This is a genomic window from Bacillus sp. B1-WWTP-T-0.5-Post-4 (genome assembly GCF_009183795.1).
Lineage (GTDB): Bacteria > Bacillota > Bacilli > Bacillales > Bacillaceae_G > Bacillus_A > Bacillus_A cereus.
This window is the reverse complement of record NZ_WEIJ01000015.1, coordinates 1-26,036: the sequence shown is the minus strand read 5'-3', so window position 1 is coordinate 26,036 and position 26,036 is coordinate 1. Positions and strand designations below refer to the sequence as shown.

Below are 26,036 nucleotides of genomic sequence, written 5' to 3'. Positions count from 1 at the left end.
AGATAATAGGAGGTGTCGAATTTTGAGTGAAATTGAATTAAAGAGTAATGTAATTAAGACAGGGCGAGAGAAGGGGATTATTCTTCGGTTTATACTTGCTAGTCTCGTTGGAGTGTTTATGTTTTTCGTTCCTGTTACGATAAACGGTGCATCGTCTATTATGATTGATCATATCGTATCGTGGATTAGGGCTTCGGTTCCTGGCGTAGTACCTTATTATGCATTATTTGTTATGGCGATTGGTGCGATTTATCCATTTTATACGAAGAAATGGAATGCATCTATCGTAGACATTTGTTTTTCTATTTTAAAAGTAGTTGGCGTTGTTTTCGGCATATTATATTGTTTAAAAGTAGGACCAGCTTGGTTCTTTGCGCCAGATATTGGGCCGTTTTTGTATGAGAAGCTAGTCATATCAGTAAGTTTGCTCGTTCCAATTGGCTCGGCGTTTTTAGCGTTATTAGTCGGATATGGATTGCTTGAATTTATCGGTACATTTTGTCGTCCGATTATGAGGCCATTATGGAATACGCCGGGGAGATCGGCAATCGATGCAGTTGCGTCTTTCGTTGGAAGTTATTCGCTTGCTCTCCTTATTACGAATCGCGTGTATAAAGAAGGAAAGTATACGACAAAAGAAGCGGCGATTATCGCTACAGGATTTTCTACAGTATCCGCTACATTTATGATCATCATCGCAAAAACATTAGATATTATGCATTTATGGAATGTTTATTTTTGGACTACACTTGTTGTAACATTCATCGTGACTGCTATCACCGTAAGAATCCCACCCCTTAGTAGAAAACCAGATACATATGTAACAGAAGAAGGGTTCCCAGAGCCTGTTTATAAAGAGAAAATGTTAGAACGTGCTTGGGAAGATGCGTTAGAAGTATCAAAGTCTGCACCGAGCATTATGAAAAATATTGCAATGAATTTAAAAGACGGATTTATTATGACAATGGGAATTTTACCATCCATTATGTCAGTAGGATTAATTGGTATCGTCTTAGCGAAGTTTACGCCAATATTTGATTGGATCAGTTATATTTTCTATCCGTTTACATGGCTATTACAATTACCAGAAGCAGACTTAGCTGCTAAAGCCGCATCAGTTGGCATTGCAGAAATGTTTTTACCGTCATTATTAGTAGTAAGTGCACCACTCGTGACAAAGTTTGTTATTGCAGTTGTTTCCGTATCATCTATTTTGTTTTTCTCCGCTTCCATTCCTTGTATATTATCAACAGATATTCCGTTAAAAGTATCTGAACTCATTATTTTATATGTGCAGAGAACGATTTTAACGTTGCTTATTATTACGCCGATTGCTTATTTGTTGCTTTGAAGTTTTAATAAGATAAAGTTAAACAAAAGAAGCCGTCTGTAAAAAGGGGGCTTCTTTTGTTTAAAAGCGGGATATTCTTATTTATTTTTCGTATATGACGTAACGCTTCTTAAGAAGATTCCTAGTCCCGCAAAAAAGAATCCTAAGCATAATAAGCTGCCTGGCGTTCCCCAAGTAATTTGATCTAGCATTTTTTATCCCCTCCCGTTTATCATTATATAGAATTTATTGGAAATTATCAAAAAATTCTTTTTTAATGGTTACTGATGAGTCTTCCTACCTTATACGAGAAGAATATATTTGAAAAGAATTCTTTTCTTTATATTTTTTTATTCTTATAATACGTTTTTGATTCTTATGATATAGTAACAACAAAGGGGGCTTAAAAATGGAAATTATTCACGAAAGAGCAAAGTTGCGGTTAATGGATAATACTGATGTCGAAACTTTGTTTTCGATTGTAGAAGGAAATCGGGATATTTGGGCGTATTTAATCTCTAAAATGGATAGTGTGCAAGATATGCAACAATACGTTCAAAAAGCGATAAAGGGTTACGGAAGAGGTACTCAAATACCTTTCATAGTCGTAGATCAACAGTCGAATAAGATTGTAGGAAGTACACGTTTATATAATATTTCAGTAGAAGATAAGACAGTTGAGTTAGGGCAAACGTGGTATCATCCGAGTGTGCAACGTACGAGTATAAATACAGAGTGTAAGTATATGCTTCTTCAGTATGCTTTTGAAAAGTTGCATATGCTGAGAGTGCAAATTAAGACGGATGCAAGAAATGAAAAAGCACAACGAGCAATTGAACGGTTAGGCGCAGTAAAAGAGGGTGTGCTTCGAAATGAAAGAAAATTACCGAATGGTTATGTGAGAGATGCGGTGGTGTACAGTATTATCTCGAGTGAATGGCCAGGCGTAAAAGAACAATTGTTAGAAAAATTAGAGTTGTATAAAGAAAAGTTATAATTCGTGTTTTGAAAGGTATATTGTTCGTGAGATATGAAAAATATACCTTTTTTCTTACAAAATGCTACTTTATTTTAATTCCTTTTGTTTCATCGTTCCCTTCTGAGAAAAAATTCGTTACAATGTAGTTGTATGGTAATAAACTTATGAATTTAAAAAATGTAATGAAAACCGCAAATGAAAATGAATTGATAATCCTCAATTTTAAATGAAAACCCTTTTATACATAAATAACAAGTAAAGTTCCTTCTTTTAAATAAACTCAAACAAAACGATTTGATATAAATGTTTTTTATAGAAGTATGGATGATGTACGGAGGCAATTACAAATGAAAGAAAATAAGAAGAGTAAGAAAAGACGAATCTTTCAAGTATTTTTACTAATGATTTGTTCTGCTATTTTATATGTAAGTTATGCAGCTTACGATATTTGGAGTTATCGTTTTAAAGCAAATGATGACGTGAAAACGGATGCTGGTATCGTACTAGGAGCAGCTTCATGGAACGGAAAACCATCTCCTGTATTTAAAGAAAGAATTAATCATGCGATTTCTTTATATAAGAACGGAAATATTAAAAAGATTATTTTTACAGGTGGTACAAAGTTCGAGGCAGAACTTGAGGAAGCACGTACTGCAAGAGTATATGCAATGAAACAAGGTGTAAAAGAGGAAGATATTTTAATTGAAACTAAATCCCTTTTCACTGAAGAAAATTTAAAAAATGCGAAGCAAGTTGGAATAGAGAACGGCATACAAACATACACGATTGTAAGTGATCCACTTCATATGAAACGCGCAATGAGAATCGCAAAACATATTAATATTGAAGCGTATGCTTCACCAACGCCGACATCAGCATATAAAACGTTAGATACAGAAATACCATTCTTCTTTAAAGAATTATTCTCGTATATTGGATATGTAACCTCTTTGCCGTTAAAAGCATTGAAGGGGGACTAATAAGAAAAGAACCTATCTTTAAATAGGAACTTTTCTTATTAGTCAAAACCATTGTATTTTTATCGGAATAGTGAAACAATAGAGAGGTAGCTTCATATAATCATAATGACAAAATGAACGGTTTATGAATCGAGCATAAAGGAGATTATAGTATGGCACTCTCATTTGTTGAAACAGAAGAACAGTCTTTAATTATTGAGAAAATAAATAAATTGATTCCGAAGTTCATGGAAAGGGAGCATCAGTTAAGTGAATTAGGATCATTTCCGTATGAAAATATAAATGATTTGAAAGATATCGGATATACGAAATTAACGTTACCGAAGGAATTTGGTGGTAGTGCCATTTCTTTATATGACTTCGTTTTATTTCAAGAGAAAATCGCGGAAGGCTGTGGAGCTACTGCATTATCGATTGGCTGGCATCTTGGCATTGTGAAGGAGCTAGCGGAAAATCGCTCTTGGAATGATGAGATGTTCAAATGGTTTTGCGAAGAAGTACGTAATGGTGCGCTCTTTAACAGGGCAGCAACAGAACCGAAAACAGGGAGTCCGACGCGTGGCGGCAAACCAGAAACAATAGCGGTTCAACAAGGCGAGAAGTGGGTTATAAATGGAAGAAAAACTTTTACAACGATGGCGCCAGTACTTGATTATTTTATTATTTCAGCAAGTATGGAAGGCCGTGAAGAAGTTGGTGAGTTTGTTATTCCAAGAAATACACTCGGTGTATCTATTGAAGAAACGTGGGATAGCGTTGCAATGCGAGGGACTGCTAGCCACGACCTTGTCTTACAAAATGTAGAGATAGACAACCGCTTTTTTACGGATGTAAAAGTCGGGAAAGTGAAACAAAAGGGTATTGGCTGGTTGCTACATATACCAGCATGTTATTTAGGAATTGCACAATCAGCAAGAAATTATGCAGTTCAGTTTGCGGGATCATACAAACCAAATAGTTTAAACCATTCTATTAGTTTATTACCGAATGTTAGAAGATTAGTTGGAGAATTAGAACTCGAGCTTATGCAAGCTCGCGTCTTTTTATATCAAATTGCGAAAAAATACGATGAGGTAGAAGATAAACTGTCACTGCAAGCAGAATTAGCGGCAGTGAAATACGCCGTAACAAATGCGGCGATATCCATAGTGGATAAATCAATGCGCATCGTAGGAGCAAAAAGTCTATCAGAAAAAAATCCGCTCCATCGTTACTATTTAAATGTCAGAGCAGGACTGCATAATCCGCCGATGGATGATGCAACATTGTCTATGCTGGCGGATGCGGCGTTTCGGTCATAGTTTTTAAAGCATGGGTTTGATTACTAATCAAACCCATGCTTTTTATATGTATGAAGCACTTGGTTGAGATGTAGGTTTTTAATATAAATGATTATCATGTTTTTTTGATTGTGTCTTGTTGAAAAATTCTTATTGTAATGCCAGTTTGGAGGCTGTATAAACATTTTTCGTATTTAATCCCAAATTAATGGCCTTTCTAAGTTTACCATTCGTAAATATTGTAAAAATTGACCTGCATGGACCGCATCATGATAGGCAATTCGTAATAGCATATCGCCTAAATATCGTTGATAGCCAACATCGCTTCGATCAATAAGTCTTGTATCTAGCTCTGCTATGCTTATTGATTGAACATATTCTATGAAATCGGCAAAACATGATTGTGCTAATTCAATTTCTTTTTTTACACAAGTAATTGGCTCGTCATCATACGGGGTACGTATGTCGTTTATTGAGCCGTTGTTTTTTATAATCATATGATAGTAAAAAGTTGAGCTCCATACGTGACGAATCATTTCACCAAAGGACATAGCCTCAGGATCAGGCTTCCAATTAAGAAAATTATCGGGAAGAGAATTCCATAATTTTTCTGAGCGCCTTCTCGTTTCTTTTAAATTTAATATACTAAGATCAATTGCATTCATAATACATTCTCCTTTACTATTAAACTTAAAATAATTGTATCAATTTAATAGTTAGGGTATCATCGAAATATGAATGTATATCCGAATATCTCATATATAGCTAAACTAATTGCTGAACCTACAAGAGCAATCATCTTAGATTGTCTAATGAATAATCAGGCACTACCTGCTAGTGAATTGGCTTATATGGCAAAAGTGTCACATCCAACAATTAGTTCGCATCTTTCTAAATTAGTAGAAGGGAATTTACTTACAGTTGAACAACATGGTAGACATCGTTACTATCGACTTGCTAATCAAGAAGTTGCCGAAGTGCTTGAAAAGTTAGGGACAATTGCACCAACAGTTCAAGTTCGCTCTTTAAAACAATCAACCCAACTAAAACAAATTCGTTATGCTCGAACTTGTTATGATCATCTTGCAGGCAAACTCGGTGTAGAGATAACTGAAAAATTACTAGATAGGCAATTTATAATTTTAGAGGGTGGAGAATACATTGTAACGGAACAAGGTAAGAAATGGTTTCTGAATTTTGGAATAAATGTTGATGAGGCAGATACAAAAAGGAGGGTATTTGCAAAACCTTGCCTTGATTGGAGTGAACGGCGTTACCATATTTCTGGTTGGTTAGGGTCTGCAATTGCAAAACTGTTTTTTGAACAGGGATGGATTACGAAAACGGATAAGAACCGAGCTGTCCATCTTACAAAGAAAGGTGTAAAGTTATTGGAAGATCAATTAGGCATTGATATGAAAACTGAGGAAAGAAAAGTTTGAAATTAGAAAAGTCCGTCAAAATGACGGTTTTTTTCATTATGGTAGGAGTGTACATGAATAATAGGATGTCCCAAATAATTATTGCCAATAAAAAAATCTTTCTTTTCATTCTTCTTTTTTAAGTTTTAAAGGAGAAAGCTAGGCTTCTTATTTTTACTAATGTTATAATAAGAAAAAAGCACGAAAAGAGGTCATCTCATGCTAGAGGTTATTGCAACATGTTTAGAAGATGTAAAACGAATTGAAAGTGCTGGCGGGAAGCGGATTGAATTAATTTCATCTTATACAGAAGGTGGTTTAACACCGAGTTATGCTTTTATAAAAAAAGCGGTAGAAGTGGTAAGTATACCAATTCATGTTATGATTCGTCCGCATGCGAAGTCTTTTACATATACGGAAGAAGAAATTGAAATGATGAAAGAAGATATTATAGTTGCACAGAAGTTAGGAGCAGCTGGGGTAGTATTAGGCGTATTAAACGAACGAAATGAAGTGGATGAAGAGAAATTAGCGGATTTACTATCTGTTGTAGATGGAATAAATGTAACGTACCACCGTGCGATAGATGATATAAAAAATCCAGTAGAAGCGATGAGCACTTTAAAGAAGTTTCATAAAGTGACTCACGTTTTAACTTCAGGTGGACAAGGAAATATAGTAGAGAATATTCCGGTGCTTACAGAAATGCAAAAGGTAAGTGATGGTCAAATTCAGCTTGTAGCTGGAGCTGGCGTGACGAAAGAAAATATAAAGCGATTGCTAGATGAAACTGGAATCACGCAGGCGCATGTCGGTACAGCGGTAAGAGAAGGAAAATCATGTTTTTCTGAAATAGATCCTAATTTAGTACAAGAATTAGTTGAAATAATAAAATAAGTGCTTAAGAAAGAGGAGAAACGATGAAGGAAAATACGAAGAAAGAATTATTCTCTTGGGCTAAAACGATAGGTTTTACCCTTGTATTAATTGCTATTATTCGCGGTGTTTTATTTACACCTTCTTTAGTACAAGGTGAATCAATGATGCCCACTTTAAAAAATAACGAAAGAGTTCTCGTGAATAAGATTGGTTATAGTATAAGTGGATTAGATCGCTTTGATATTATCGTCTTCCACGGGAAAGAAGGATACGATTTAGTAAAACGAGTAATTGGTTTGCCAGGCGATACAGTTGAGTATAAAAATGATGTTTTATATGTAAACGGAAAAGCGATGGAAGAACCATATTTAAAACAGTTTAAAGAAAAAGCAGTAGGCCGTGTATTAACTCCAGACTTTACGTTAGAACAAATCACTGGGAAAACGAAAGTGCCAGAAGGCCAAGTATTTGTTTTAGGGGATAATCGTGAAGTTTCTAAGGATGGTCGCATGTTTGGCTTTATTTCAGAAGATGAAATTGTCGGAAAAGGACAAGCTGTTTTCTGGCCGTTGGAACAAGTAAGAGCGTTATAAAGTGTGGTGAAGTATGGGAGAGATATTCTTCCATACTTTTTTATTTGCTTAAAATCTATTGATTGAATTGAAAGAATATTTTATAATTTTAAATTATATGTTTGTTTCGAAAAACGGAATTTAAGTTCCGTAATTCGGAACGAAAGGGAGATAGAATGAGTATAAATAAAACGGCAGTTAAGACAATGGATATTTTAGAGTTGTTTTATGAGCATGAAGAGCTAAGTTTAACTGAGATGGTTCAGCTTACAAATATGCCGAAAACATCTGTTTATCGTTTAATTGGTTCGTTGGAAGAGATGGAGTTTTTACAAAAAAACGAAAAGGGGAAATATCGTTTAGGGGTCGTATTTTTACGGTTCGGTCAACTTGTTTCACACCGATTATCAGTAAGAAATATAGCAATTCCTTATATGAAAGAACTTAGTGATAGTTTAGGACAGGCAGTTAATTTAATAATTCAGGATGGAAATGACGCAATTTATGTTGAAAAAATGGAAGGTGTTCAGCCGGTACGCGTGTATACGGCGGTTGGAAGAAGAGCACCGCTTTATGCTGGCGCATGTCCAAGAATTTTACTATCGTATTTCTCTGAGGAAGAGAAACGGAGATACATAGAGGAAGTGGATTTAAAACAGTTTGCAGATGGAACAATCGTGGATAAGAAACAATTGTTAGAAATGTTGCAAATGGCAAAAAAGGAAGGCTACACCATTAGTTATTCTGAGTTAGAAAATCATACAGCCGCGATAGCAGCACCCATTTTCGCGAGCGATGGAACGGTTGTAGCAGGCATTAGTATTTCGGGATTAGCAATTGAGTACAACGAAAGTAACATTTCATATTTTATTGCGAAGGTGAAAGAAACAGCGCATCGCATTTCGAAAGAACTCGGCTTTTTGGCATAGAAAGAGGGAGTAGGATGAAATTTTCTGCGTTAGGGGATCAAGCAATTATTGTTACATTTGGTGAAGAAATTAAGAGGGATATATATGAGAAAGTACAGCGGTTATTTCAAGCACTGCAGCAACATCCGTTTGCAGGAATGATAGAGTGCGTTCCGTCGTTTACTTCATTAGCTGTTTACTACAATGTATACGAAGTATGGAAGGGAAATGAGAGAAGTGAAAGGTCACATGATTACGTTCGCCAGTATATAAAGGAGCTGTGTGATTCTTATAAAGAAGAAGTAAAACAGGATGTGAAACATATCTCTATACCCGTTTGTTACGGGGGAGAATATGGACCAGATTTAGAAGAAGTCGCGCATTATCACGGTTTACAAGTAGAAGATGTGATTCGAATACATAGTGAAACTACATATTTTGTATATATGCTAGGTTTTACACCAGGGTTCCCGTATTTAGGAGGACTTTCAAAAGAATTAGAAACACCTAGAAAAGAAACACCACGGTTACAAATCTCTCCTGGTTCGGTAGGTATTGGCGGAAATCAAACAGGTATATATCCGCTTGAAACACCAGGAGGATGGAATATTATCGGCCGAACTCCTATTTCATTATTTAATCCGGAAGAAGAAATACCAACATATATTCAAAGTGGTATGTATTTACGATTTATTCCAATAACGAAGGAAGAGTACGTATCGCTTGAGGGGGCTAAAAAATGGATGTAGAGGTTTTGCATGCGGGAATGTTTACAACAGTCCAAGATTTAGGGCGATCTCATTATCAACAATACGGTGTGCCAGTTGGCGGGGGGATGGATCAAAGTGCACTTCGGATGATCAATATGTTAGTTGGTAATGAAGAGAATGAAGCGGGACTCGAAATGACGATTATGGGACCTAAATTGTTAATAAAGAAAACGACTTTACTTGCGATTGGCGGAGCAGATATGGAACCGTTATTGAATGGAGAACGTATCCCCTTATGGCGTCCAATTTTAGCGGAAGAAGGTAGTATGCTTTGTTTTGGAAAAGTGAAAAGTGGTTGCAGAGCGTATGTGACCTTTGCGGGTGGAATACATATTGAGCGTACAATGGGAAGTAAAAGTACGTACATACGTGCTGCGATTGGTGGTATAGAAGGAAGAATGCTGAAAAAGGGTGACTACTTCCAAATTGGTGCACAACCAGAAATGGCGAATCGTTTCATTCAAGACTTACAAAAAGATGAGCGTATAAAAACGAAATGGGCAATTAGCAACAGCATACTACCAAAGTATAAGAAACATCCTAAGCTTCGTGTCATAGCTGACTTTGAATATGATCAATTTACAGAAGAAAGTAGAAAGGCATTTTTTACGAAAGAGTATAAGGTATCTAATTATGCTGACCGTATGGGCTATAGGGTTGAGGGAGAAGTATTAAATAGGATGGAAGAAAAAGAGATTTTATCGAGTCCTGTTACATTTGGAACCATTCAAGTTCCTAATGGTGGACAGCCGATTATATTAATGGCAGATAGGCAAACGACAGGTGGCTATCCGAGAATGGGAAATATCATTTCAGTAGATTTACCTCTTCTTGCCCAGCTAAAGCCGGGGGAATATGTTTCTTTTGAGAAAATTACGCTTGAAGAAGCGGAACAATTGTACATAGAACAAGAAGTAAATATGAATCTATTAAAGAAATTCATTGCTTTACGAAGCTGAAATTAGGAGGGAAATAATGTGAAGACAATCGATTTAAACTGTGATTTAGGAGAGAGTTTTGGCGCTTATAAAATGGGGAATGATGATGAAATTCTTCCGTTCGTTTCCTCTATAAACGTTGCTTGCGGTTTTCATGCGGGTGATCCGTCTGTTATGCGTCAAACTGTTGAAAAAGCTTTGGAGCATAACGTAGCAATAGGGGCGCATCCTGGATTTCCTGATTTAATTGGATTCGGTAGAAGAAACATGAATGTTTCAGCAAGTGAAGTATACGATTATGTTTTATATCAAATCGGCGCATTAGAAGGGTTTGTAAAAGTGGCTGGAGGGAAGATGCATCATGTGAAACCGCACGGAGCTCTATATAATATGGCGGCAACTAATCCGGAAATTGCAGATGCAATTGCAAAGGCAATTTATCATATAAATCCAAGTCTATTACTTTATGGATTAGCAAATAGCGGGGCGTTTATACAGGCTGCAGAAAAATACAAAGTAACTCTTGTACAAGAGGCTTTTGCGGATCGTACATATAAACAAGATGGTACATTAACGAGCCGTACAGAAGAAAATGCGCTTATAAAAGATGAAGACGAAGCGATAAAGCAAGTACTTCAAATGGTGAAAGAAGGCTATGTAAATTCGGTGAATGGTGAGAAAGTAGCAGTTCAGGCGCAGACGATCTGTTTACATGGTGATGGAGAGAAAGCTGTACAATTTGCAGAAAGAATATACAGAACATTCAAACTCAATAGTATTTCTATTTGTGCACCGAAATAAAAAATAGGGGGAAGTGCTAGAAATGATTAAATTAATCGGAATACTACTTGTTGCAGTGGGCTTTTTATTTAGATTAAATACACTTTTAGTAGTTATGGTTGCAGGTATTGTTACTGGTATGGTTTCAGGATTAAGTTTTTATGATGTGATTAGCATGTTCGGTAAATTTTTCATAGAGAATAGATATATGTCTATGCCAATTATATTAACTTTACCGGTAATCGGAATTTTAGAGCGTTACGGTTTAAAAGAAAGAGCCGAAGCACTTATAACGAAATCAAAAGGAGCAACAACTGGAAGAGTATTAATGTCATATTTTACAATAAGAGAATCATCAGCAGCACTAGGGCTTAATATTGGTGGGCATGCGCAAACAGTAAGGCCGCTCGTTGCACCGATGGCAGAAGGGGCCGCGCAAGGTAAATACGGTAAACTTCCTGAAAAATTAAGAGAAAAGATTAAAGCAAACGCAGCGGCTGCGGAAAATACAGCTTGGTTTTTCGGAGAAGATATTTTCATCGCAACTGGTGCTATTTTATTAATGAAAGGATTCTTCGATTCAGTAGGTATGCATGTCGGTGTATGGGATATGGCACTTTGGGGCATTCCGACAGCAATATCTGCACTTATTGTAAGCTGGATTAGATTTAGAAGGTTTGATAAATATATAGAGAAAACAATGAAGGCAGAAGGAAAAGAAGAGAAGGAGGCAATCTAATATGAACATCATCACAATGGATACAATCTATTATGTATTAGGGATAATCGTTGCTTTTATCGCTGTTCGTATCGCATTCGATCGTAAACATCCAAACAGATTCGGTTCTAGTTTATTTTGGGCATTGTTTGCAGTTACATTTTTATTTGGAAATGTAATTCCTTCGTTTTACGTTGGCTGTATCGTGCTCGCTATGGTCGTTTTAGCCTCGCTAAATAAAGTAACAAAATCAGAGGAAAAAGAAGTTCCAGTACAAGAACGTGTGAAACATGCTGAGAAATTAAAAAATAAAATTTTTATGCCTGCACTATTAATTCCTATTTTTACAATTATCGGTACGTTGACCTTAGGGAAAATTAAATGGGGAAATGTCTCTCTTGTTGATCCAGATAAAGTAACATTAGTTGCACTAGCGTTTGGTGCATTACTCGCATTTGTTGCGGCGATGCGTATTACAAAATCAAAAATAACAACACCTGTACAAGAAGGAAGCAGGCTATTACAAGCTGTTGGCTGGGCTGTAATTTTACCACAAATGTTAGCAGCACTTGGCGGTATATTCGCGAAGTCTGGCGTTGGACAAGTTGTTTCAGACTTAGTCGGACAAGTGCTACCGACAGAGTATCCGTTCGTTGCCGTTATGGCGTACTGTTTAGGCATGATGCTATTTACAGTCGTAATGGGAAATGCATTCGCAGCGTTTGCTGTTATTACTGGCGGAATTGGATTACCTTTAATAGTTCAAATGCACGGCGGAAACCCAGCAATTATGGCAGCGCTCGGTATGTTTGCTGGATATTGCGGAACGCTGCTTACACCAATGGCAGCAAACTTTAATATCGTACCTGCGATGCTTTTAGAGCTAAAGGATAAAAATGCGGTTATTAAAGCGCAAGTACCAATTGCTCTTTCCATTTTCATTATTAATATGTTTATTATGTACGGCCTTGTATATCGTTTCTAATTAGGAGGAGAAAGCTATGAAAACAGTATTATTAACAGGGTTTGATCCGTTTGGCGGAGAAAATATCAATCCAGCTTGGGAAGTAGCAAAAGGTTTGCATGAAAAAACAATTGGAGAATACAAGATAATAAGCAAACAAGTACCAACTGTATTTCATAAATCAATAAGCGTATTAAAAGAGTATATAGAAGAACTAGCGCCGGAAATTATTATATGCATTGGACAAGCTGGGGGCAGACCAGATATTACGATAGAACGTATCGCAATTAATATTGATGATGCAAGAATCGCTGACAATGAAGGGAATCAGCCGGTAGATGTACCGGTTGTAGAAGAAGGAGCGATTGCGTATTGGTCTACACTTCCGATGAAAGCAATCGTAAAAAAACTTCGCGAAGAGGGTATACCGTCATCTGTTTCACAGACGGCAGGCACATTCGTTTGTAATCACTTATTCTATGGACTTATGCATGAACTAGAGAAACATGATAAGAAAATAAAAGGCGGATTCATTCATATTCCGTTTTTACCAGAACAAGCGAGTAATTATCCAGGGCAACCGAGTATGTCACTTTCTACTATTCGTAAGGGGATAGAATTGGCAATCGAAGTAACGACGACAGTTAAAGTAGATATTGTAGAGGTTGGGGGCGCAACGCATTAAGTAAAATGAATTGTACAACACCTCCTGTAAACAACTGGTATAATAAGAATAGGAAAATACATAGAGGTGATTTTTGTGCAACAATTTGAAGAAGTACGTTCAATTTTAGAAAAAGCGAAGAAAATTACAGTATTAACAGGCGCTGGTGCAAGTACGGAAAGTGGTATTCCAGATTTTCGTTCAGCAAATGGATTGTATGCTGATGCGAATGTGGAGATGTACTTATCAAGAGGGTACTATAACCGAAGTCCGAAAGAATTTTGGAAGCATTATAAAGAAATCTTTCAAATTAATACGTTCCATCAATATAAACCAAATCGTGGCCATCGCTTTTTAGCTGAGCTAGAAGAACAAGGGAAAGATATTACGATTTTAACGCAAAATATTGACGGTTTACATCAATTAGGTGGCAGTAAGCATGTCATTGATTTACATGGAACACTTCAAACAGCACATTGTCCAAAATGTAAATCAGGCTATGATTTACAGTATATGATTGATCATGAAGTACCGCGTTGTGAGAAGTGTAATTTCATTTTAAATCCAGATGTTGTTTTATACGGAGATACACTGCCGCAATATCAAAATGCGATGAAACGTTTATATGAAACAGGTGTACTTCTCGTTATGGGAACGTCATTAAAAGTACAACCTGTCGCTTCATTCCCGGAAATCGCAAAGAGGGAAGTAGGAGCAACAACTATTTTAGTAAATGAAGAGTTAACAGGACAGGAATATAACTTTGATTTTGTTTTTCAAAATAAGATTGGTGAGTTTGTTGAAGGGTTATCTTCAATGAAATAAGTTATCGAAAAAACTGAGGTATCTGCCTCAGTTTTTTATTTGAGTAATCACTGTTTTAAGCCATATGAAAACATTTTGATAATGTAGTAACAACATCTCTATAATTTATAAAAATCAATTTGCCCTATTTTTCTTTTAGAATAATATTCATGTTATTGTGCATTAAGGGAATGGTAATAAATAGGATATAAAAACAAAAAACTGAAAATTAAATCTTTTATTTCTTTTATAATTAATATAAAATTCTATATATATCATATAAATAAATTTGATACATAATGATTTTGCGTAGAAATGTTAATAGAATGAAGCGAGGGAGCGAAATGAGACAGAAAAAGGAGCAGAAAAAACAATCGAAAAAGAAAAAGACTCATATTCCATTTCGGTTAAATGTACTATTTTTTATTGTCTTTCTTTTATTTTCAGCTATTATAATTCAATTAGGTAAAGTACAAATCATTGATGGAGAAACGTATAGAAATGAAGTAAATAAAAAGGAAGATGTAACGGTAAGCACTCCCGTTCCTAGAGGGAAAATGTTTGATCGGCAAGGTCATGTTATTGTAAATAATAAACCATTACGAACCGTTACATATACGAAAATGAGAGGAGTAGACTCGAAAGAAGTTTTACAAGTAGCAAGAGATTTAGCCAAGCTAATTGAAATGTCGCAAGAGGACATGGATAAGTTAACAGAGACAGATAAGAAAGATTTTTGGATGCAGTTAAATGAAAAACGGGCAGCGGCGAAAGTAACGAAAGAAGATGAGAGTAAATTTAGAAAGCAAGAAATAGAAGGAAAAGAGTTAGATAAAAAAGTAGAAGAACTGCGCCGGGAAAGAATTACACAAGAAGAATTGAATGAGCTTTCAAAGGAAGATATAGAAGTATTAGTAATTAAAAGCAAAATGAATGCGGGATATAAAATGACGCCGCAAATCGTTAAAAAAGATGTAAGTCAAAATGAATATGCTGTCGTTAGTGAAAGGTTGGCAAGCTTACCAGGGGTAGATACGACAGTAGATTGGGAACGTGAATACCCAAATGATAAAATACTGCGCTCTATACTAGGTAGCGTTTCTAATGAAAATGAAGGGTTGCCAAGAGAACAATTAGATTATTATTTAGTTCGTGATTATAATCGAAACGACCGTATTGGTAAAAGTTACATCGAAAAACAATACGAAGATGCACTACATGGAACGAAAGAACGGTCTAAAAATATTATGGATAAAGCAGGGAAGATTGTTCGAACAGAAAAAGTGACTGAAGGAAAAAGTGGAAATAACTTGATGTTAACAGTCGATATGGATTTACAGAAAAGAGTAGAGGGAAGCCTTGAAAAGAATTTACGAGCCTTTCATGCTGCAGAGCCGATGATGGATCGTGCGTTCGTAGTAATGATGAATCCGAAAAACGGTCAAATTTTATCAATGGCAGGAAAGAAAATTGTAAATAAAGATGGCGGTATGCAAATAGAAGATTATGCATTAGGAACGATGACAAGTTCTTATGAGTTAGGGTCAACTGTAAAAGGGGCTACTTTATTAACTGGATATCAAACAGAAGCGATTAAGCCGTATACACATTTCTTTGATGCGCCAATGTATTTTAAAGGAAGTTCTAAGCCGAAGAAATCGTGGAAAGAATTTGGGGATATTGATGATTTAAGAGCTTTGCAAGTGTCATCGAACGTTTATATGTTTAATACGGCTTTAAAAATGGCAGGCATTAATTATGTCCCAAACAATCCATTAGACATTAAACAAGAAACATTTAATAAAATGCGCTACTATTTTAGACAATTTGGCCTAGGTGTGTCGACTGGTATTGACCTGCCAAATGAATCAATTGGTCAAGTAGGTAGAACTGATAACATACCCGGATTTTTACTTGATTACGCGATTGGACAGTATGATACATATACGCCGCTTCAGCTTGCACAATATATTTCCACAATTGCAAATGGCGGTTACCGAATGAAACCACAAATTGTACAGGAAGTGAGAGAGCAACCGAATAGACCAGAGGATGTAGGAAAAGTCGTTCGGTCGATTGAACCAGTTGTATTAAATCGAGTGGATATGGACACTTCGTACATTAATCATGTAAAAGAAGGATTTAGAAGAGTTTTTCAAGAAGCTGACGGAACAGGTACCGGAACGTTTAAAGGTCTACCATATAAACCAGCGGGAAAAACAGGAACAGCTGAGACAGTATATGGTGGAGAAAGTGATATTGGAAGAGATGAGAACAACAACCGAAAAAAATGTTATAATTTAACTCTTGCCGGTTATGCACCATATGATGCTGATCCAGAAGTAGCTTTTTCAGTTGTTGTACCATGGGTGAATGATGATAAATCAGGAATTAATTCTGCGATTGGTAAAGAGATTTTGGATGCGTATTTTGAATTAAAAACAAATAGATCAAATACAAATTCAATTCCAGTAGAACAACCGAACAAGGCACAGTAAAAATAGTATCACTGCATGGAAACATATTGTGCAGTGATATATTTTTTGAGTTAAAAAGCGCTTTATAAGGTGGGAATGGATATGAAAAAGGAGATTAAGAGAGGCTGGGGAAAGTACATACTATTTATATTGGTGATAGTCATAGGCTACCATTCTTTTACTTTATGTAAGGTGGAAGGGGAATCGATGCAGCCGACTTTATATGAAGAAGACTACGTATTTGTAAATAAAGCGGTAGTACGTCTTTCTAATTTACAACATGGAGAAATTGTCATTATAAAAGAAGAGGATGAATCGAAATATTATGTGAAACGTGTAATAGGGCTTCCTGGTGATGTAATTAACATAACGAACGGAAAGGTATATGTAAACGATAAAAAGCAAGAAGAACCATATACAAACAAAGATTTATTTAACAACACACAAGTGTTTTATAATTTTCAAAAGACAAAAATTCCGCCAAATAAGTTATTTGTAATGGGAGATAACCGCGAAGTAAGTAGAGATAGTCGAAATGGCTTAGGATATATTGAAGAAGATAACATAATAGGCAAGGTGGAATTTGTATATTATCCTTTTTCAAAAATGAAAATGATAGAATAAGTGGGGGATGAGCAAAACCCCACTTATTAAAGTTTCACTTTATTTTCTTTAAAAAACCTTTTGGATTAAATGATATGAAAAATTTATGTTTAGACTCGTCGATTATGAAGTTATTGTTTTTAGTTAAAAACTCTTTCACAGCTTCCATCGGGCCAGGACCCCAATCGGGAAGAAGCGGATTTCCATTAATGGAGGTATCTTCTACAATTATATAACTGCCAGTAGTGACGATAGATTTATATAGTAAGAGTTCTTTGGATACATGTTCTTTACTATGATCAGAATCTAAAATAACTAAAACCACATCATCAGGTTTGCGCATGCTTACAATTGTTTGGATGGCCTGCACAGAAACAGAAGATGCTGTTAAATACGTAATCCGATTATGTGATGGCCGATTTGGCTGCGGAGTTATATCGATAGTAAGTACGTGACCTTTTCCAATTAAATCTAACATAGAAGCTAAATACAGTGCACTACCACCGTGAAAAGTCCCGCATTCAATAATTAAATCGGGCTTTAATTCATAAATAATTTCTTGATACAAAAAGAGATCAGAGGGAAGTTTACAGATTGGAACTCCAAACCAGTGTGTATCGTTTAACCACACGAGGCTGTTGTAATATTGGTTTAGAAATTCATTGCTTATATTATCGATTTTAAATTCTCCTTTCTAAAAAGGATTCTCTCGTTTGACGTAAAGTGTTTACGCATGAAAGTTGTACTATATATTATGTAGTAAGGAATTGTAAGGCGAGTGTTTTTACTTGAAAATAAGCCAAATAACTCATGTGGAAAATGAAAGGAAATGATCGTATGTACAAATACACAATTTGTTTTATTAGAAAAAGCGATAAAATACTGCTATTAAATAGAAATAAAAAGCCGAATATGGGGATGTGGAATGGTGTTGGAGGAAAAATAGAAGAGAATGAAACGCCATACGAAGGAATAATTAGAGAAACGTTTGAGGAAACGGGTATAGAACTTTCAAGTGTAATGTATAAAGGGACTGTTGTTTTTAAAGGTAAAGATGAGCCCCAGGCTAGTGAAGGAATGTATGTGTTCGTTGCTGATTTGCCAGATGGAATGCAAATGAATACACCATTACGTACGGCTGAAGGATTATTAGAATGGAAAGAAATTGATTGGATATTAGATGGTGATAATAGAGGTGTAGTTAGCAACTTACCAAAATACTTACCGACAGTAATAACAGAAGAAAATAAGTTAAAACATATATTCACGTACGATAACCGGAATATTATTCATTACACAACTGCATGTTTGACAGAAGATGATGCGAACAAGCGATATGAAAAACAACTCATTTCTCAATAGAAGAGGATAGTGAAAAATCACGTTTTGTTCTCATTATATATACGAAGTGATTATATGTTTCAGAAATACAATTTATTGGTCAGAATTGTAATATGTATGATATAACCTTTCTTATGGTGAAAGCGTAGAGAACATACGTAAACGGAACAAAAAAGAGGTGGCTTTGCCGCCTCCTTTTTGTTAGCTGTGAATCGCCTTAATCATAAATCGATGTTGCTTCACATCAAAATATCCTTTTTGTAAGATAATTTCATGTATACGATATAAATCCTCATAATACCTTTCGACAGTAAAATCAGGAATTTGCCACGGAATCGCTTTTAAATAGTAGACGATAGCGCCAATATCATAAAAGCGTTGGAAAGGGAATTCTTCCTTTGCTTCTAAAATAGTAAATCCATTTTGCTTTAACTCACTGCATGCGATTTCGAGAGACCAACTTGCAAATTCGCTATTTAGTGGTGAGTCAAACTGCTCATTAAGTTCCGCACAATCGAGACCACCAACTTGTTGTGTAAGGAAAATCCCATTTGGAGAAAGGATTCTGTTTACCTCAGAGGCAGCATATGATTCATGTTGATTTATGATTAAATCAAACTGACCATCTTCAAATGGTAAAGCGGTATCATCCGTTACCTCTATAACTGTAACCCCTAAAGGTTCTAATTGCTTTCGAGCGATTGGCACGTTTGGAGCATAACCTTCAGTCGCAAAAATAGTTGGTGGGAATGGTTGTAACATAGATAAAAACTCTCCACCGCCAGTACCCATATCGAGCATTGATTTAGCGCGTTGCATAAGCTGGAAAGCAGTACTGCCGTACGACCATGATAAAGGCTCGCTCTTCATTCGGCCCGTTTCTGAAATGAAAGAAAAATCCCAACCGCTAAAATGTGTATTTGCACTTTCTAATAAAGTTACAAATAATGGATCACGTTTCATAATTGTATCCTCCTATTTTGTAAGTAAATGATATGGTGAGAAAAGAAAAAAGGAGGACCTCTTATGAAAGTGAAGCGGTTTTACGTTTCGTGCTCGAATAGATTCATATAAATTTGCTCCTTGTGAGAATGGTAATTTATATATTCGGGATAACCGAGTGGAAATCCTTTGAAATTATGGGAGAAGGTAGTTGTTTAATGAAAGATTGGATGGAGTGTACAGAAAAAGGGTGCACTCAAACTTTAGAAAAGGTATTTAATAAACTTAAATTTCCGCCCAGCCCTTTTATGAAATATGTGATATTTCTCACTACTATTAAGTAACAATAAAGTCGTACTGTTTATAAAAGAAGTGACGTTTTTGTATCCCTTTGGATTTACTTATCTATGGGATAAGTAAAGAAGTAGACATATAAACTGAATATAAAAACGTTTTAATTCTTTGAAAACATTCTATAATTTAGTATTGTTATATATGGAATAATTTATTTGTACGAAAAGAGGAATAAGATGTTTATACAAAATTATAAGGGTTTGATGCTAGGGGTAGTTGGTGCTGTATTAGGAGTAATATCCTTTGTTTATTTTAAAGATTTAGATTATATATAAGACGGGCCTTAAGTTATTATCTGTAACATTAATCATTATAGGTCGGGTTATTGCCTGTGATTCGACCCGTTTCAATAAAAAAAGAGAATAATAACGTATAAGATTATTATTATATAAATTTAGCTTGTTGAGCATGAGGAATACTAATCTTACAAAATTGTAAGATTAGAAGTCACATAGTTAGATAGAAGTCATTAACTTATGAAAAAAACTCATCTATAATCCAGATATAAATCATTTACTAAAGGAGTATTCTAATGAAAAAAATTATAAGTTATACGGTTGTTATTGCTATTTTTATAGGAATAGGATTAGGAGTAAAACGTTATGTGCAAGGTCCAGGACAACCAGTCGATGGGATTCTAGTTAGTGGTACTGCAACTGACGTAGAAAAAGTTAAACAAGAGTTTAAAGATGACACTAAACAATCAATAGACTATAAGGTAAAGTACGTCACAACAACAAAAAGGATTCCATTATCAGAAGAAGATAAGAAACAAAATGATACAAATGAAGAATTTGAAATCAACACTACAGAATATGCAGTTATTAATAGTTCTACCGCGGTAAAATTATTTAATAAGGGACTTCTAAGAGCTAGAAAAGATCCAAATTTAGCATCTATTATTTCTGAGAGGGTGAAAGATAAAAATAAAGTATCTAGTGATCAGAATCTATTATTTTCTTATGCGGGTGATAATTCAACGGTTGATAATTTTGAAAATAACCAGTTGAATTTGAACGGTAAGATGGTATCTGCCCAGTATGTTAAACAGCAAATTTGGATTGGGTATGCCCCAATGAACCTTGTTATTCTAAAAGACCAAGACTATAATGCAATTTCTGAATCAGAGTCAATAATGAAATTAATTCAATTTAAAAAACGTGATTTTGATTATAAAAACAAACAAGAAGTAGATAAAGTTTTACAACAGATTGATAAGGTCTCATCGAATAATCAGTATAAAATAAACTTTGTAGAGGTACAAGACTAACTTAAAATGATAAGAAGGTGATATAAATGGAAATCGTAAGAATAGAAAATGTAGTCAAAAGTTATGGTGAAGGAAATAGTAGGGTAGATGCTTTGAAGGGCATAAATCTTTCTATACAGCAAGGGGAATTTGTATCAATCGTAGGAGCTTCTGGCTCAGGTAAAAGTACATTGTTACATATTTTGGGAGGGTTGGACCGTCCGAGTTCAGGACAAGTATTTATCGGAGAGAACAATATTTATAATTATTTAGATAATGAACTTTCGATATTTAGAAGAAGAAAAGTTGGTTTTATATTTCAGTTCTTTAATTTAATTCCTGTATTGAATGTGCAAGAGAATATAGCTTTGCCCACTTTACTAGATAATGAACCTGTAGATAATCCTTATATGGACGAAATTATTGAAATTCTGGGACTTCATGAAAGACGAAATCATTTACCATCTGAATTATCAGGAGGTCAGCAACAACGGGTTTCGATTGGGAGGGCACTTATAAATCGCCCACATTTAATCTTAGCTGATGAACCTACAGGAAATCTGGATACTCAAAATACAAAAGAAGTCATGGATTTATTAAGATTGACAGCAAAAAAATATAATCAAACTATTGTATTAATTACTCACGATTTAAAAATTGCATCAACTTCTGACCGTATTATTACAATTGAAGATGGCCAAATCATTTCCGATCAGTGGCTATCCACGAATAAGCCTAAGACGGGAGGAAACTAATCTTGATTGGTAATTATAAACAATTAAGCAGGAGATACTTAAAGGGAAATAAGAAACGAACAATTTTAACTTTGATAGGAATCGTACTCTCTGTATCGTTAATTTCTACAATCGGCCTATTTATGAACGGTACTCAGATTTCTCAAATCGAGAATACGAAAAAGAGGCAAGGGTATTCTTTTCATGCCGTTGTATTAAATTACGATGAATCGATATTGAAAAAAATTAAATATAACCCGCAAATTGAATCATTTGGTTTAATGTCACAGGGAGAAACAGTCCAAGTTGGAGAGGCTGCTGTACAAATGAATTTTGCTGATGATAACGCCTTGGAATTTTTAAAATACAGTATTATTAAGGGCAGATTGCCATCTAATGATCAAGAAGTTGCTGTTGATCCCTGGGTATTACCTTATATAAAAGAAAATATTCAAATAGGTGATTCATTCGAATTAAATGAAAAAAAATACAAATTGGTTGGTTTTCTAAGTGATAGTACATATACACAGGAAAATAAGGTGGGACGGTTACTAACCTATAAGAGTAAGTTTAGCGCTGGTGAAGGAAAAATATTAGTTGGAATTAGCTCAAAAGCAAACTTTAATGAGGTTTTAGAGGGACTCAAGACCATTTCCGGAGAAAATAATATTAATATAAGTAATGAATTAATTCAACTAGAGAAACCAGGTTACAATAATTCGATTATGGCTACGCTAATTATTACAATCAGCATTGTTGTGATAGCGACAATTGTTGTGATTTACAACGCTTTTCAAATCAGTGTCGTAGAACGAACGAGGCAGTTTGGCTTGTTGAGAAGCATTGGTGCAACACGAAAACAAATTAGACAAATCGTGCTGAGAGAAGCTACTTTTCTAGCTGTTATCGCTATACCTATTGGAATTATATGCAGCCTAATAGCGCTTACCTCTCTTCAGTTCACTTTTTCACTTTTAATGGAAAATAGTAAAGCGGTCTCGATATTCCATGTTGATTGGAATATTTTACTAATCAGTTCGATTATTACCTTGCTTTCTGTAATAGCGTCAAGCTTGTACCCAGCTTATTTTGCAGGGAAAATCTCCCCTTTGTTGGCAATTAGTAGCAGGTTGTCAATTAAAAAGGAACAAATCAAAAAACAAAAGAATTCCATGGTGAAAAAACCTTTATCTATTCCTTTGAGCATGGCTATGAAAAATGTTAAGCGAAATAAAAATCGCTATACCATTACAATCTTATCAATTATTATAAGTAGTGTGTTATTTATTACTTTCTCGTATTTAATGAGTGTTGCATTTGCATCTAAATCTTTTGATAAGTTATCTGTTAAATCGGATATTACAATTAAGATAGTGGATAATAATCCAGATCATTTAGCTGAAAGTGAACAAGTTTTGCATCAATTGAAATCACTTGAAAATATATCTAAAGTATACGAAAAAAAGGAGAATAGCTTTGAAACTAAATTAAAGGATGTAACTCAATCTTCCGCGACAGTAAAGGAAATAGAAAACACGATTGGAAAAAGCTATTCCATTACAATCGTAAATAATTATCAAGAAAATAAAACAAAAAAAGAAGAAAAACTTACTTTACAAGTGCTTGCATATGGTTTCATCACAGTCATTTCTTTAATTAGTAGCGTTAATATCCTCAATACTATAACTATAAGTATCATGACTAGACGAAAAGAATTGGCCGCTTTGAAATCCATTGGTATGTCACAAAAGGATTTGAAAAAAATGATTACCTATGAAGCTTTGATTTACGGTTTTTCTGGAAGTTTACAAGGAATCTTTTTTGGCTGTATATTGTCTTATATTATATATTTAGCTATATCTGATATGTTGAAAATGACATGGACGATTCCCTATGAGGCTTGTATCATTACGTTTGTTTCAGCTTTAATAATTAGTTATTTATCAGTCTTAAATCCATTGAAAAAAATTCAACAAGATAATATTATTGATAATATCAGAGAACAATAATATTATAAGCCTGGCTAGATTATAGCCAGGCTATTGTAATTGGAGTATAAGCTAGGGGAAAAAAGGAGAGGGCATACTTGAATAAAAAAATATTACTAGTTGAAGATGATGAAGCTCTTGGCATAGCCATCGAATTTTCATTGAGAAATGAAGGTTATGAGGTGATTAGAGCGTCCAGTGTAAAAGAAGCTAAACACCAGTTTGTTCACAATACATTTGATTTGTCCATCCTTGATATCGGCCTACCAGATGGTAATGGTTATGACTTATGTTTGTATTTTAAAAAGAAAAACGAGAATTCGATTATTATTTTCTTAACTGCACTAGACGAAGAAGCAAATGTGGTAATGGGGCTGGATATAGGCGGTGATGATTATATAACCAAACCTTTTCGGGTTAGGGAACTCATGGCCAGAGTGAAAGTACAATTGCGTAAACAAGCGTCGCTAGAAACGCCATCTCAAATTTTAAGATCTGAGAATATAAGAATCGATACGAACCTAGTCAAGGTTTATAAAAATTGTGAAAGTATTACATTGACGAATTTAGAATACAAGCTGCTATTGAATTTCATGAAGAATTCTCACAAAGCATTAAAAAGAGATGAACTCCTACAACAAATAACAGAAGGAGAAAATGTTTTTTTTGATGAAAACACGTTATCTGTATACATAAAGCGTTTAAGAGCTAAAGTTGAAGACAATCCTCAAAAACCACAGTTTATCGTTACCGAAAGAGGATATGGTTATCGTTGGAGCAAGGACGTGATTGGGTGAGCAAGATAATGAAAAATACCGAGTTAAAAAGCTATATGACGATACTAGCCGTCCTTTTATCTATATTTGTGATTTACCAATTTATTATTCAACAATTATTTTATGATCATTTGAAAAGAGACTCTATTGCAACATGGGGGGAAATTACAGCTAGGTTGGTAGAGCAGAATCCAGAAAATGAAGCGGAAATTATGAAAGTCTTATCAAGTCATTCGTCTCACTCAAGTAAATATCAGGAAAAAGGGACAGAGATCCTAAAGCAATATGGATTATATGAAGACTTGGATTCAAAATTTTTTCCTCACTTAAATAATCTAATTATTAATCACAATCAATTTATGATGTGGGGATTAATTGCTTTTGGATTTTTACTTTTTGTTGCAAACTACATGCAACAAAAAATTATTTTCAATAAGATTAGCCAGCTTACTAGAGCTGCAAAAAAGATAATCGAGGGAGATTACTCGGTTGTCATCAATGAAAATAAAGAGGGGGATTTCGCGAAACTGGCGATTTCATTTCGTTCAATGAGGGATATCATTAGAAAAAATATGCATGATTTGCTTGAAGAGAAACGGTTTTTAGGAGAAATGTTGCAGGATATATCTCATCAGTTAAAAACGCCGCTTTCAACTATTTCTATCTATAATGAAATGTTGTTAAATGAGAAACTATCCCGAGAGCAACAAGCTCAATTACTACAAAATAATGATATTCAGATTTCTAGAATGAATGTCTTAATTCAGAATTTGTTAAAAGTAGCAAAAATTGATGCAAAAGCGATTTCGTTTGATAAAGAGCCAGGGAATTTAGTAGATACGACTGAGGAAGTACTAAATCGCTTGCAAAGCATGATAAGTGATAAAAATATTTTGATTGATTGGAATGCACCAAGAGAAATAGTCGTTATTCACGACAAATTATGGATGCAGGAAGCTTTGTTAAACCTGTTGAAGAATGCAATCGAACATTCTAAACCCGGTGGTAAAATAATGATTCAGGCCAAAAATTCTCCAATCTATACAGAACTAGTAATCCAAGACTTTGGAGAGGGAATTTCAGCTGAAGAATTACCTCATATTTTTGAACGATTCTATAAATCAAGTAGTTCTAAAAAGCACGGATCGACCGGAATTGGATTGGCACTTGTCAAAGCTATTATAGAGGCACATCACGCCTTAATTACAGTTGAAAGTGAAAAAAATGCTTATACAAAATTTACAATTATTTTTATGAAATTTTAATAACAGTTTGGTATATATTTTAATCTTTTTAATATAAAGGGGTTTTTTTATGTTTAATAGATTGAAGTGTTTTCTTTTATCTGAGAAAGAAATAGTTGATACTGTGAAAAAATACAAGGAGGAAAAAATACACGTTTCCATAATAAAAGATTTTTTAGGGGATTTAATCTTAATAAGAACTTTTACATTTTTAATGTTTGTTCCAGTATCAACTTTTATTTTTTCAGTTATAATTTATGGAGCTGTTTTCTTTTTATCAGGCATTAAGATTACTGTTTGGGGCATCACTATAATGTTATTAGTTCCAATAACATTACTTT

The 26,036-nt window shown here is 34.8% G+C and carries 26 protein-coding genes and 1 pseudogene; 24 read left to right on the top strand and 3 right to left on the bottom strand.

Going from position 1 to position 26,036, the window contains the following annotated elements; all coding sequences use genetic code 11:
- Positions 1–22 precede the first annotated feature (22 nt).
- The 4 genes from GBN91_RS26315 (at position 23) to GBN91_RS26300 (ending at position 4,590) form a co-directional block, all read left to right on the top strand.
- A complete protein-coding gene (locus tag GBN91_RS26315) occupies positions 23–1,351 on the top strand; it encodes a YjiH family protein (protein WP_144560843.1) in 1,329 nt (442 codons plus the stop codon).
- 388 nt (positions 1,352–1,739) lie between these two features.
- On the top strand, positions 1,740–2,327 hold the full coding sequence (locus GBN91_RS26310; protein WP_000402585.1) for a GNAT family N-acetyltransferase: 588 nt from the start codon (positions 1,740–1,742) through the stop codon (positions 2,325–2,327).
- A gap of 329 nt (positions 2,328–2,656) precedes the next feature.
- Positions 2,657–3,289, top strand: a complete 633-nt coding sequence (locus GBN91_RS26305) for a YdcF family protein (protein ID WP_000662215.1) — start codon at positions 2,657–2,659, stop codon at positions 3,287–3,289.
- A 152-nt stretch (positions 3,290–3,441) separates the two neighbouring features.
- Positions 3,442–4,590 carry an acyl-CoA dehydrogenase family protein gene (locus GBN91_RS26300; protein WP_152122681.1) on the top strand — a complete coding sequence of 383 codons (1,149 nt, stop codon included), beginning with the start codon at positions 3,442–3,444 and terminating at the stop codon, positions 4,588–4,590.
- 173 nt (positions 4,591–4,763) lie between these two features.
- Here the strand turns inward: GBN91_RS26300 and GBN91_RS26295 are convergent, their stop codons facing one another.
- Positions 4,764–5,234, bottom strand: coding sequence for a DinB family protein (locus tag GBN91_RS26295; protein WP_016122766.1), 471 nt, complete (start codon positions 5,232–5,234; stop codon positions 4,764–4,766).
- A gap of 69 nt (positions 5,235–5,303) precedes the next feature.
- Between GBN91_RS26295 and GBN91_RS26290 the strand changes: the two genes are divergently transcribed.
- The 13 genes from GBN91_RS26290 (at position 5,304) to lepB (GBN91_RS26230) (ending at position 17,088) form a co-directional block, all read left to right on the top strand.
- Positions 5,304–6,011: an ArsR/SmtB family transcription factor gene (locus GBN91_RS26290; RefSeq protein WP_001103816.1), complete on the top strand. Its 708-nt coding sequence runs from the start codon at positions 5,304–5,306 to the stop codon at positions 6,009–6,011.
- A 198-nt stretch (positions 6,012–6,209) separates the two neighbouring features.
- Positions 6,210–6,887 carry a copper homeostasis protein CutC gene (locus tag GBN91_RS26285; protein ID WP_000895119.1) on the top strand — a complete coding sequence of 226 codons (678 nt, stop codon included), beginning with the start codon at positions 6,210–6,212 and terminating at the stop codon, positions 6,885–6,887.
- Between the two features lie 23 nt (positions 6,888–6,910).
- Positions 6,911–7,462 (top strand): signal peptidase I, encoded by a 552-nt coding sequence (lepB, locus tag GBN91_RS26280; RefSeq protein ID WP_000662501.1) that lies wholly within the window; start codon positions 6,911–6,913, stop codon positions 7,460–7,462.
- Between the two features lie 155 nt (positions 7,463–7,617).
- Positions 7,618–8,370 carry an IclR family transcriptional regulator gene (locus tag GBN91_RS26275; RefSeq protein ID WP_152122679.1) on the top strand — a complete coding sequence of 251 codons (753 nt, stop codon included), beginning with the start codon at positions 7,618–7,620 and terminating at the stop codon, positions 8,368–8,370.
- 14 nt (positions 8,371–8,384) lie between these two features.
- Positions 8,385–9,098, top strand: coding sequence for a 5-oxoprolinase subunit PxpB (pxpB, locus tag GBN91_RS26270; RefSeq protein ID WP_000672280.1), 714 nt, complete (start codon positions 8,385–8,387; stop codon positions 9,096–9,098).
- Entirely contained in the window at positions 9,089–10,078 is a 990-nt protein-coding gene (locus tag GBN91_RS26265; protein ID WP_149149751.1) for a 5-oxoprolinase subunit C family protein, read from the top strand. Before pxpB ends, GBN91_RS26265 begins: the two co-directional genes overlap by 10 nt.
- An 18-nt stretch (positions 10,079–10,096) precedes the next feature.
- Positions 10,097–10,858, top strand: a complete 762-nt coding sequence (pxpA, locus tag GBN91_RS26260) for a 5-oxoprolinase subunit PxpA (protein WP_044307430.1) — start codon at positions 10,097–10,099, stop codon at positions 10,856–10,858.
- Between the two features lie 22 nt (positions 10,859–10,880).
- A complete protein-coding gene (locus GBN91_RS26255; protein ID WP_000593392.1) occupies positions 10,881–11,576 on the top strand; it encodes a DUF969 domain-containing protein in 696 nt (231 codons plus the stop codon).
- Between the two features lies 1 nt (position 11,577).
- Positions 11,578–12,540: a DUF979 domain-containing protein gene (locus GBN91_RS26250; protein WP_001021677.1), complete on the top strand. Its 963-nt coding sequence runs from the start codon at positions 11,578–11,580 to the stop codon at positions 12,538–12,540.
- 16 nt (positions 12,541–12,556) lie between these two features.
- A complete protein-coding gene (gene pcp / locus GBN91_RS26245) occupies positions 12,557–13,204 on the top strand; it encodes a pyroglutamyl-peptidase I (RefSeq protein ID WP_000859708.1) in 648 nt (215 codons plus the stop codon).
- A gap of 66 nt (positions 13,205–13,270) precedes the next feature.
- A complete protein-coding gene (locus tag GBN91_RS26240; RefSeq protein WP_074554685.1) occupies positions 13,271–14,008 on the top strand; it encodes an NAD-dependent protein deacylase in 738 nt (245 codons plus the stop codon).
- 323 nt (positions 14,009–14,331) lie between these two features.
- Positions 14,332–16,485, top strand: coding sequence for a peptidoglycan D,D-transpeptidase FtsI family protein (locus tag GBN91_RS26235; protein WP_152122677.1), 2,154 nt, complete (start codon positions 14,332–14,334; stop codon positions 16,483–16,485).
- Positions 16,486–16,566: 81 nt separating this feature from the next.
- A complete protein-coding gene (gene lepB, locus GBN91_RS26230; protein WP_002094069.1) occupies positions 16,567–17,088 on the top strand; it encodes a signal peptidase I in 522 nt (173 codons plus the stop codon).
- 34 nt (positions 17,089–17,122) lie between these two features.
- Here the strand turns inward: lepB (GBN91_RS26230) and GBN91_RS26225 are convergent, their stop codons facing one another.
- Positions 17,123–17,746: a cephalosporin hydroxylase family protein gene (locus GBN91_RS26225; RefSeq protein WP_266008392.1), complete on the bottom strand. Its 624-nt coding sequence runs from the start codon at positions 17,744–17,746 to the stop codon at positions 17,123–17,125.
- Between the two features lie 158 nt (positions 17,747–17,904).
- Here GBN91_RS26225 and GBN91_RS26215 point away from each other — a divergent pair, with 158 nt between their 5' ends.
- Positions 17,905–18,429 carry an NUDIX hydrolase gene (locus GBN91_RS26215; protein ID WP_016122759.1) on the top strand — a complete coding sequence of 175 codons (525 nt, stop codon included), beginning with the start codon at positions 17,905–17,907 and terminating at the stop codon, positions 18,427–18,429.
- A 180-nt stretch (positions 18,430–18,609) separates the two neighbouring features.
- Here the strand turns inward: GBN91_RS26215 and GBN91_RS26210 are convergent, their stop codons facing one another.
- Positions 18,610–19,371: a class I SAM-dependent methyltransferase gene (locus GBN91_RS26210; RefSeq protein WP_016122758.1), complete on the bottom strand. Its 762-nt coding sequence runs from the start codon at positions 19,369–19,371 to the stop codon at positions 18,610–18,612.
- An 865-nt stretch (positions 19,372–20,236) separates the two neighbouring features.
- Between GBN91_RS26210 and GBN91_RS26205 the strand changes: the two genes are divergently transcribed.
- The 6 genes and pseudogenes from GBN91_RS26205 to GBN91_RS26180 form a co-directional block, all read left to right on the top strand.
- Positions 20,237–20,974 (top strand): lipoprotein BA_5634 family protein, encoded by a 738-nt coding sequence (locus tag GBN91_RS26205; RefSeq protein WP_113303714.1) that lies wholly within the window; start codon positions 20,237–20,239, stop codon positions 20,972–20,974.
- Positions 20,975–21,000: 26 nt separating this feature from the next.
- A complete protein-coding gene (locus GBN91_RS26200; protein WP_023522344.1) occupies positions 21,001–21,708 on the top strand; it encodes an ABC transporter ATP-binding protein in 708 nt (235 codons plus the stop codon).
- Between the two features lie 2 nt (positions 21,709–21,710).
- Complete coding sequence (locus GBN91_RS26195) at positions 21,711–23,696, top strand: ABC transporter permease (RefSeq protein ID WP_048535698.1); 1,986 nt, start codon at positions 21,711–21,713, stop codon at positions 23,694–23,696.
- 77 nt (positions 23,697–23,773) lie between these two features.
- Positions 23,774–24,472 (top strand): response regulator transcription factor, encoded by a 699-nt coding sequence (locus GBN91_RS26190; protein WP_001035094.1) that lies wholly within the window; start codon positions 23,774–23,776, stop codon positions 24,470–24,472.
- Positions 24,473–24,480: 8 nt separating this feature from the next.
- Positions 24,481–25,716, top strand: coding sequence for a HAMP domain-containing sensor histidine kinase (locus GBN91_RS26185; protein ID WP_000798888.1), 1,236 nt, complete (start codon positions 24,481–24,483; stop codon positions 25,714–25,716).
- Between the two features lie 49 nt (positions 25,717–25,765).
- A pseudogene (locus GBN91_RS26180) lies at positions 25,766–26,036 on the top strand (hypothetical protein); the annotation flags it as partial.

Coding starts and splice junctions, on each gene's coding strand:
- GBN91_RS26295 (WP_016122766.1), bottom strand. CDS start 5,234: ATGAATGCAATTGATCTTAGTATATTAAATTTAAAAGAAACGAGAAGG.
- GBN91_RS26300 (WP_152122681.1), top strand. CDS start 3,442: ATGGCACTCTCATTTGTTGAAACAGAAGAACAGTCTTTAATTATTGAG.
- GBN91_RS26215 (WP_016122759.1), top strand. CDS start 17,905: ATGTACAAATACACAATTTGTTTTATTAGAAAAAGCGATAAAATACTG.
- GBN91_RS26255 (WP_000593392.1), top strand. CDS start 10,881: ATGATTAAATTAATCGGAATACTACTTGTTGCAGTGGGCTTTTTATTT.
- pcp (WP_000859708.1), top strand. CDS start 12,557: ATGAAAACAGTATTATTAACAGGGTTTGATCCGTTTGGCGGAGAAAAT.
- GBN91_RS26265 (WP_149149751.1), top strand. CDS start 9,089: ATGGATGTAGAGGTTTTGCATGCGGGAATGTTTACAACAGTCCAAGAT.
- GBN91_RS26205 (WP_113303714.1), top strand. CDS start 20,237: ATGAAAAAAATTATAAGTTATACGGTTGTTATTGCTATTTTTATAGGA.
- GBN91_RS26210 (WP_016122758.1), bottom strand. CDS start 19,371: ATGAAACGTGATCCATTATTTGTAACTTTATTAGAAAGTGCAAATACA.
- pxpB (WP_000672280.1), top strand. CDS start 8,385: ATGAAATTTTCTGCGTTAGGGGATCAAGCAATTATTGTTACATTTGGT.
- GBN91_RS26290 (WP_001103816.1), top strand. CDS start 5,304: ATGAATGTATATCCGAATATCTCATATATAGCTAAACTAATTGCTGAA.
- GBN91_RS26275 (WP_152122679.1), top strand. CDS start 7,618: ATGAGTATAAATAAAACGGCAGTTAAGACAATGGATATTTTAGAGTTG.
- GBN91_RS26285 (WP_000895119.1), top strand. CDS start 6,210: ATGCTAGAGGTTATTGCAACATGTTTAGAAGATGTAAAACGAATTGAA.
- GBN91_RS26235 (WP_152122677.1), top strand. CDS start 14,332: ATGAGACAGAAAAAGGAGCAGAAAAAACAATCGAAAAAGAAAAAGACT.
- GBN91_RS26310 (WP_000402585.1), top strand. CDS start 1,740: ATGGAAATTATTCACGAAAGAGCAAAGTTGCGGTTAATGGATAATACT.
- GBN91_RS26250 (WP_001021677.1), top strand. CDS start 11,578: ATGAACATCATCACAATGGATACAATCTATTATGTATTAGGGATAATC.
- lepB (WP_002094069.1), top strand. CDS start 16,567: ATGAAAAAGGAGATTAAGAGAGGCTGGGGAAAGTACATACTATTTATA.
- GBN91_RS26305 (WP_000662215.1), top strand. CDS start 2,657: ATGAAAGAAAATAAGAAGAGTAAGAAAAGACGAATCTTTCAAGTATTT.
- GBN91_RS26185 (WP_000798888.1), top strand. CDS start 24,481: ATGAAAAATACCGAGTTAAAAAGCTATATGACGATACTAGCCGTCCTT.
- GBN91_RS26200 (WP_023522344.1), top strand. CDS start 21,001: ATGGAAATCGTAAGAATAGAAAATGTAGTCAAAAGTTATGGTGAAGGA.
- lepB (WP_000662501.1), top strand. CDS start 6,911: ATGAAGGAAAATACGAAGAAAGAATTATTCTCTTGGGCTAAAACGATA.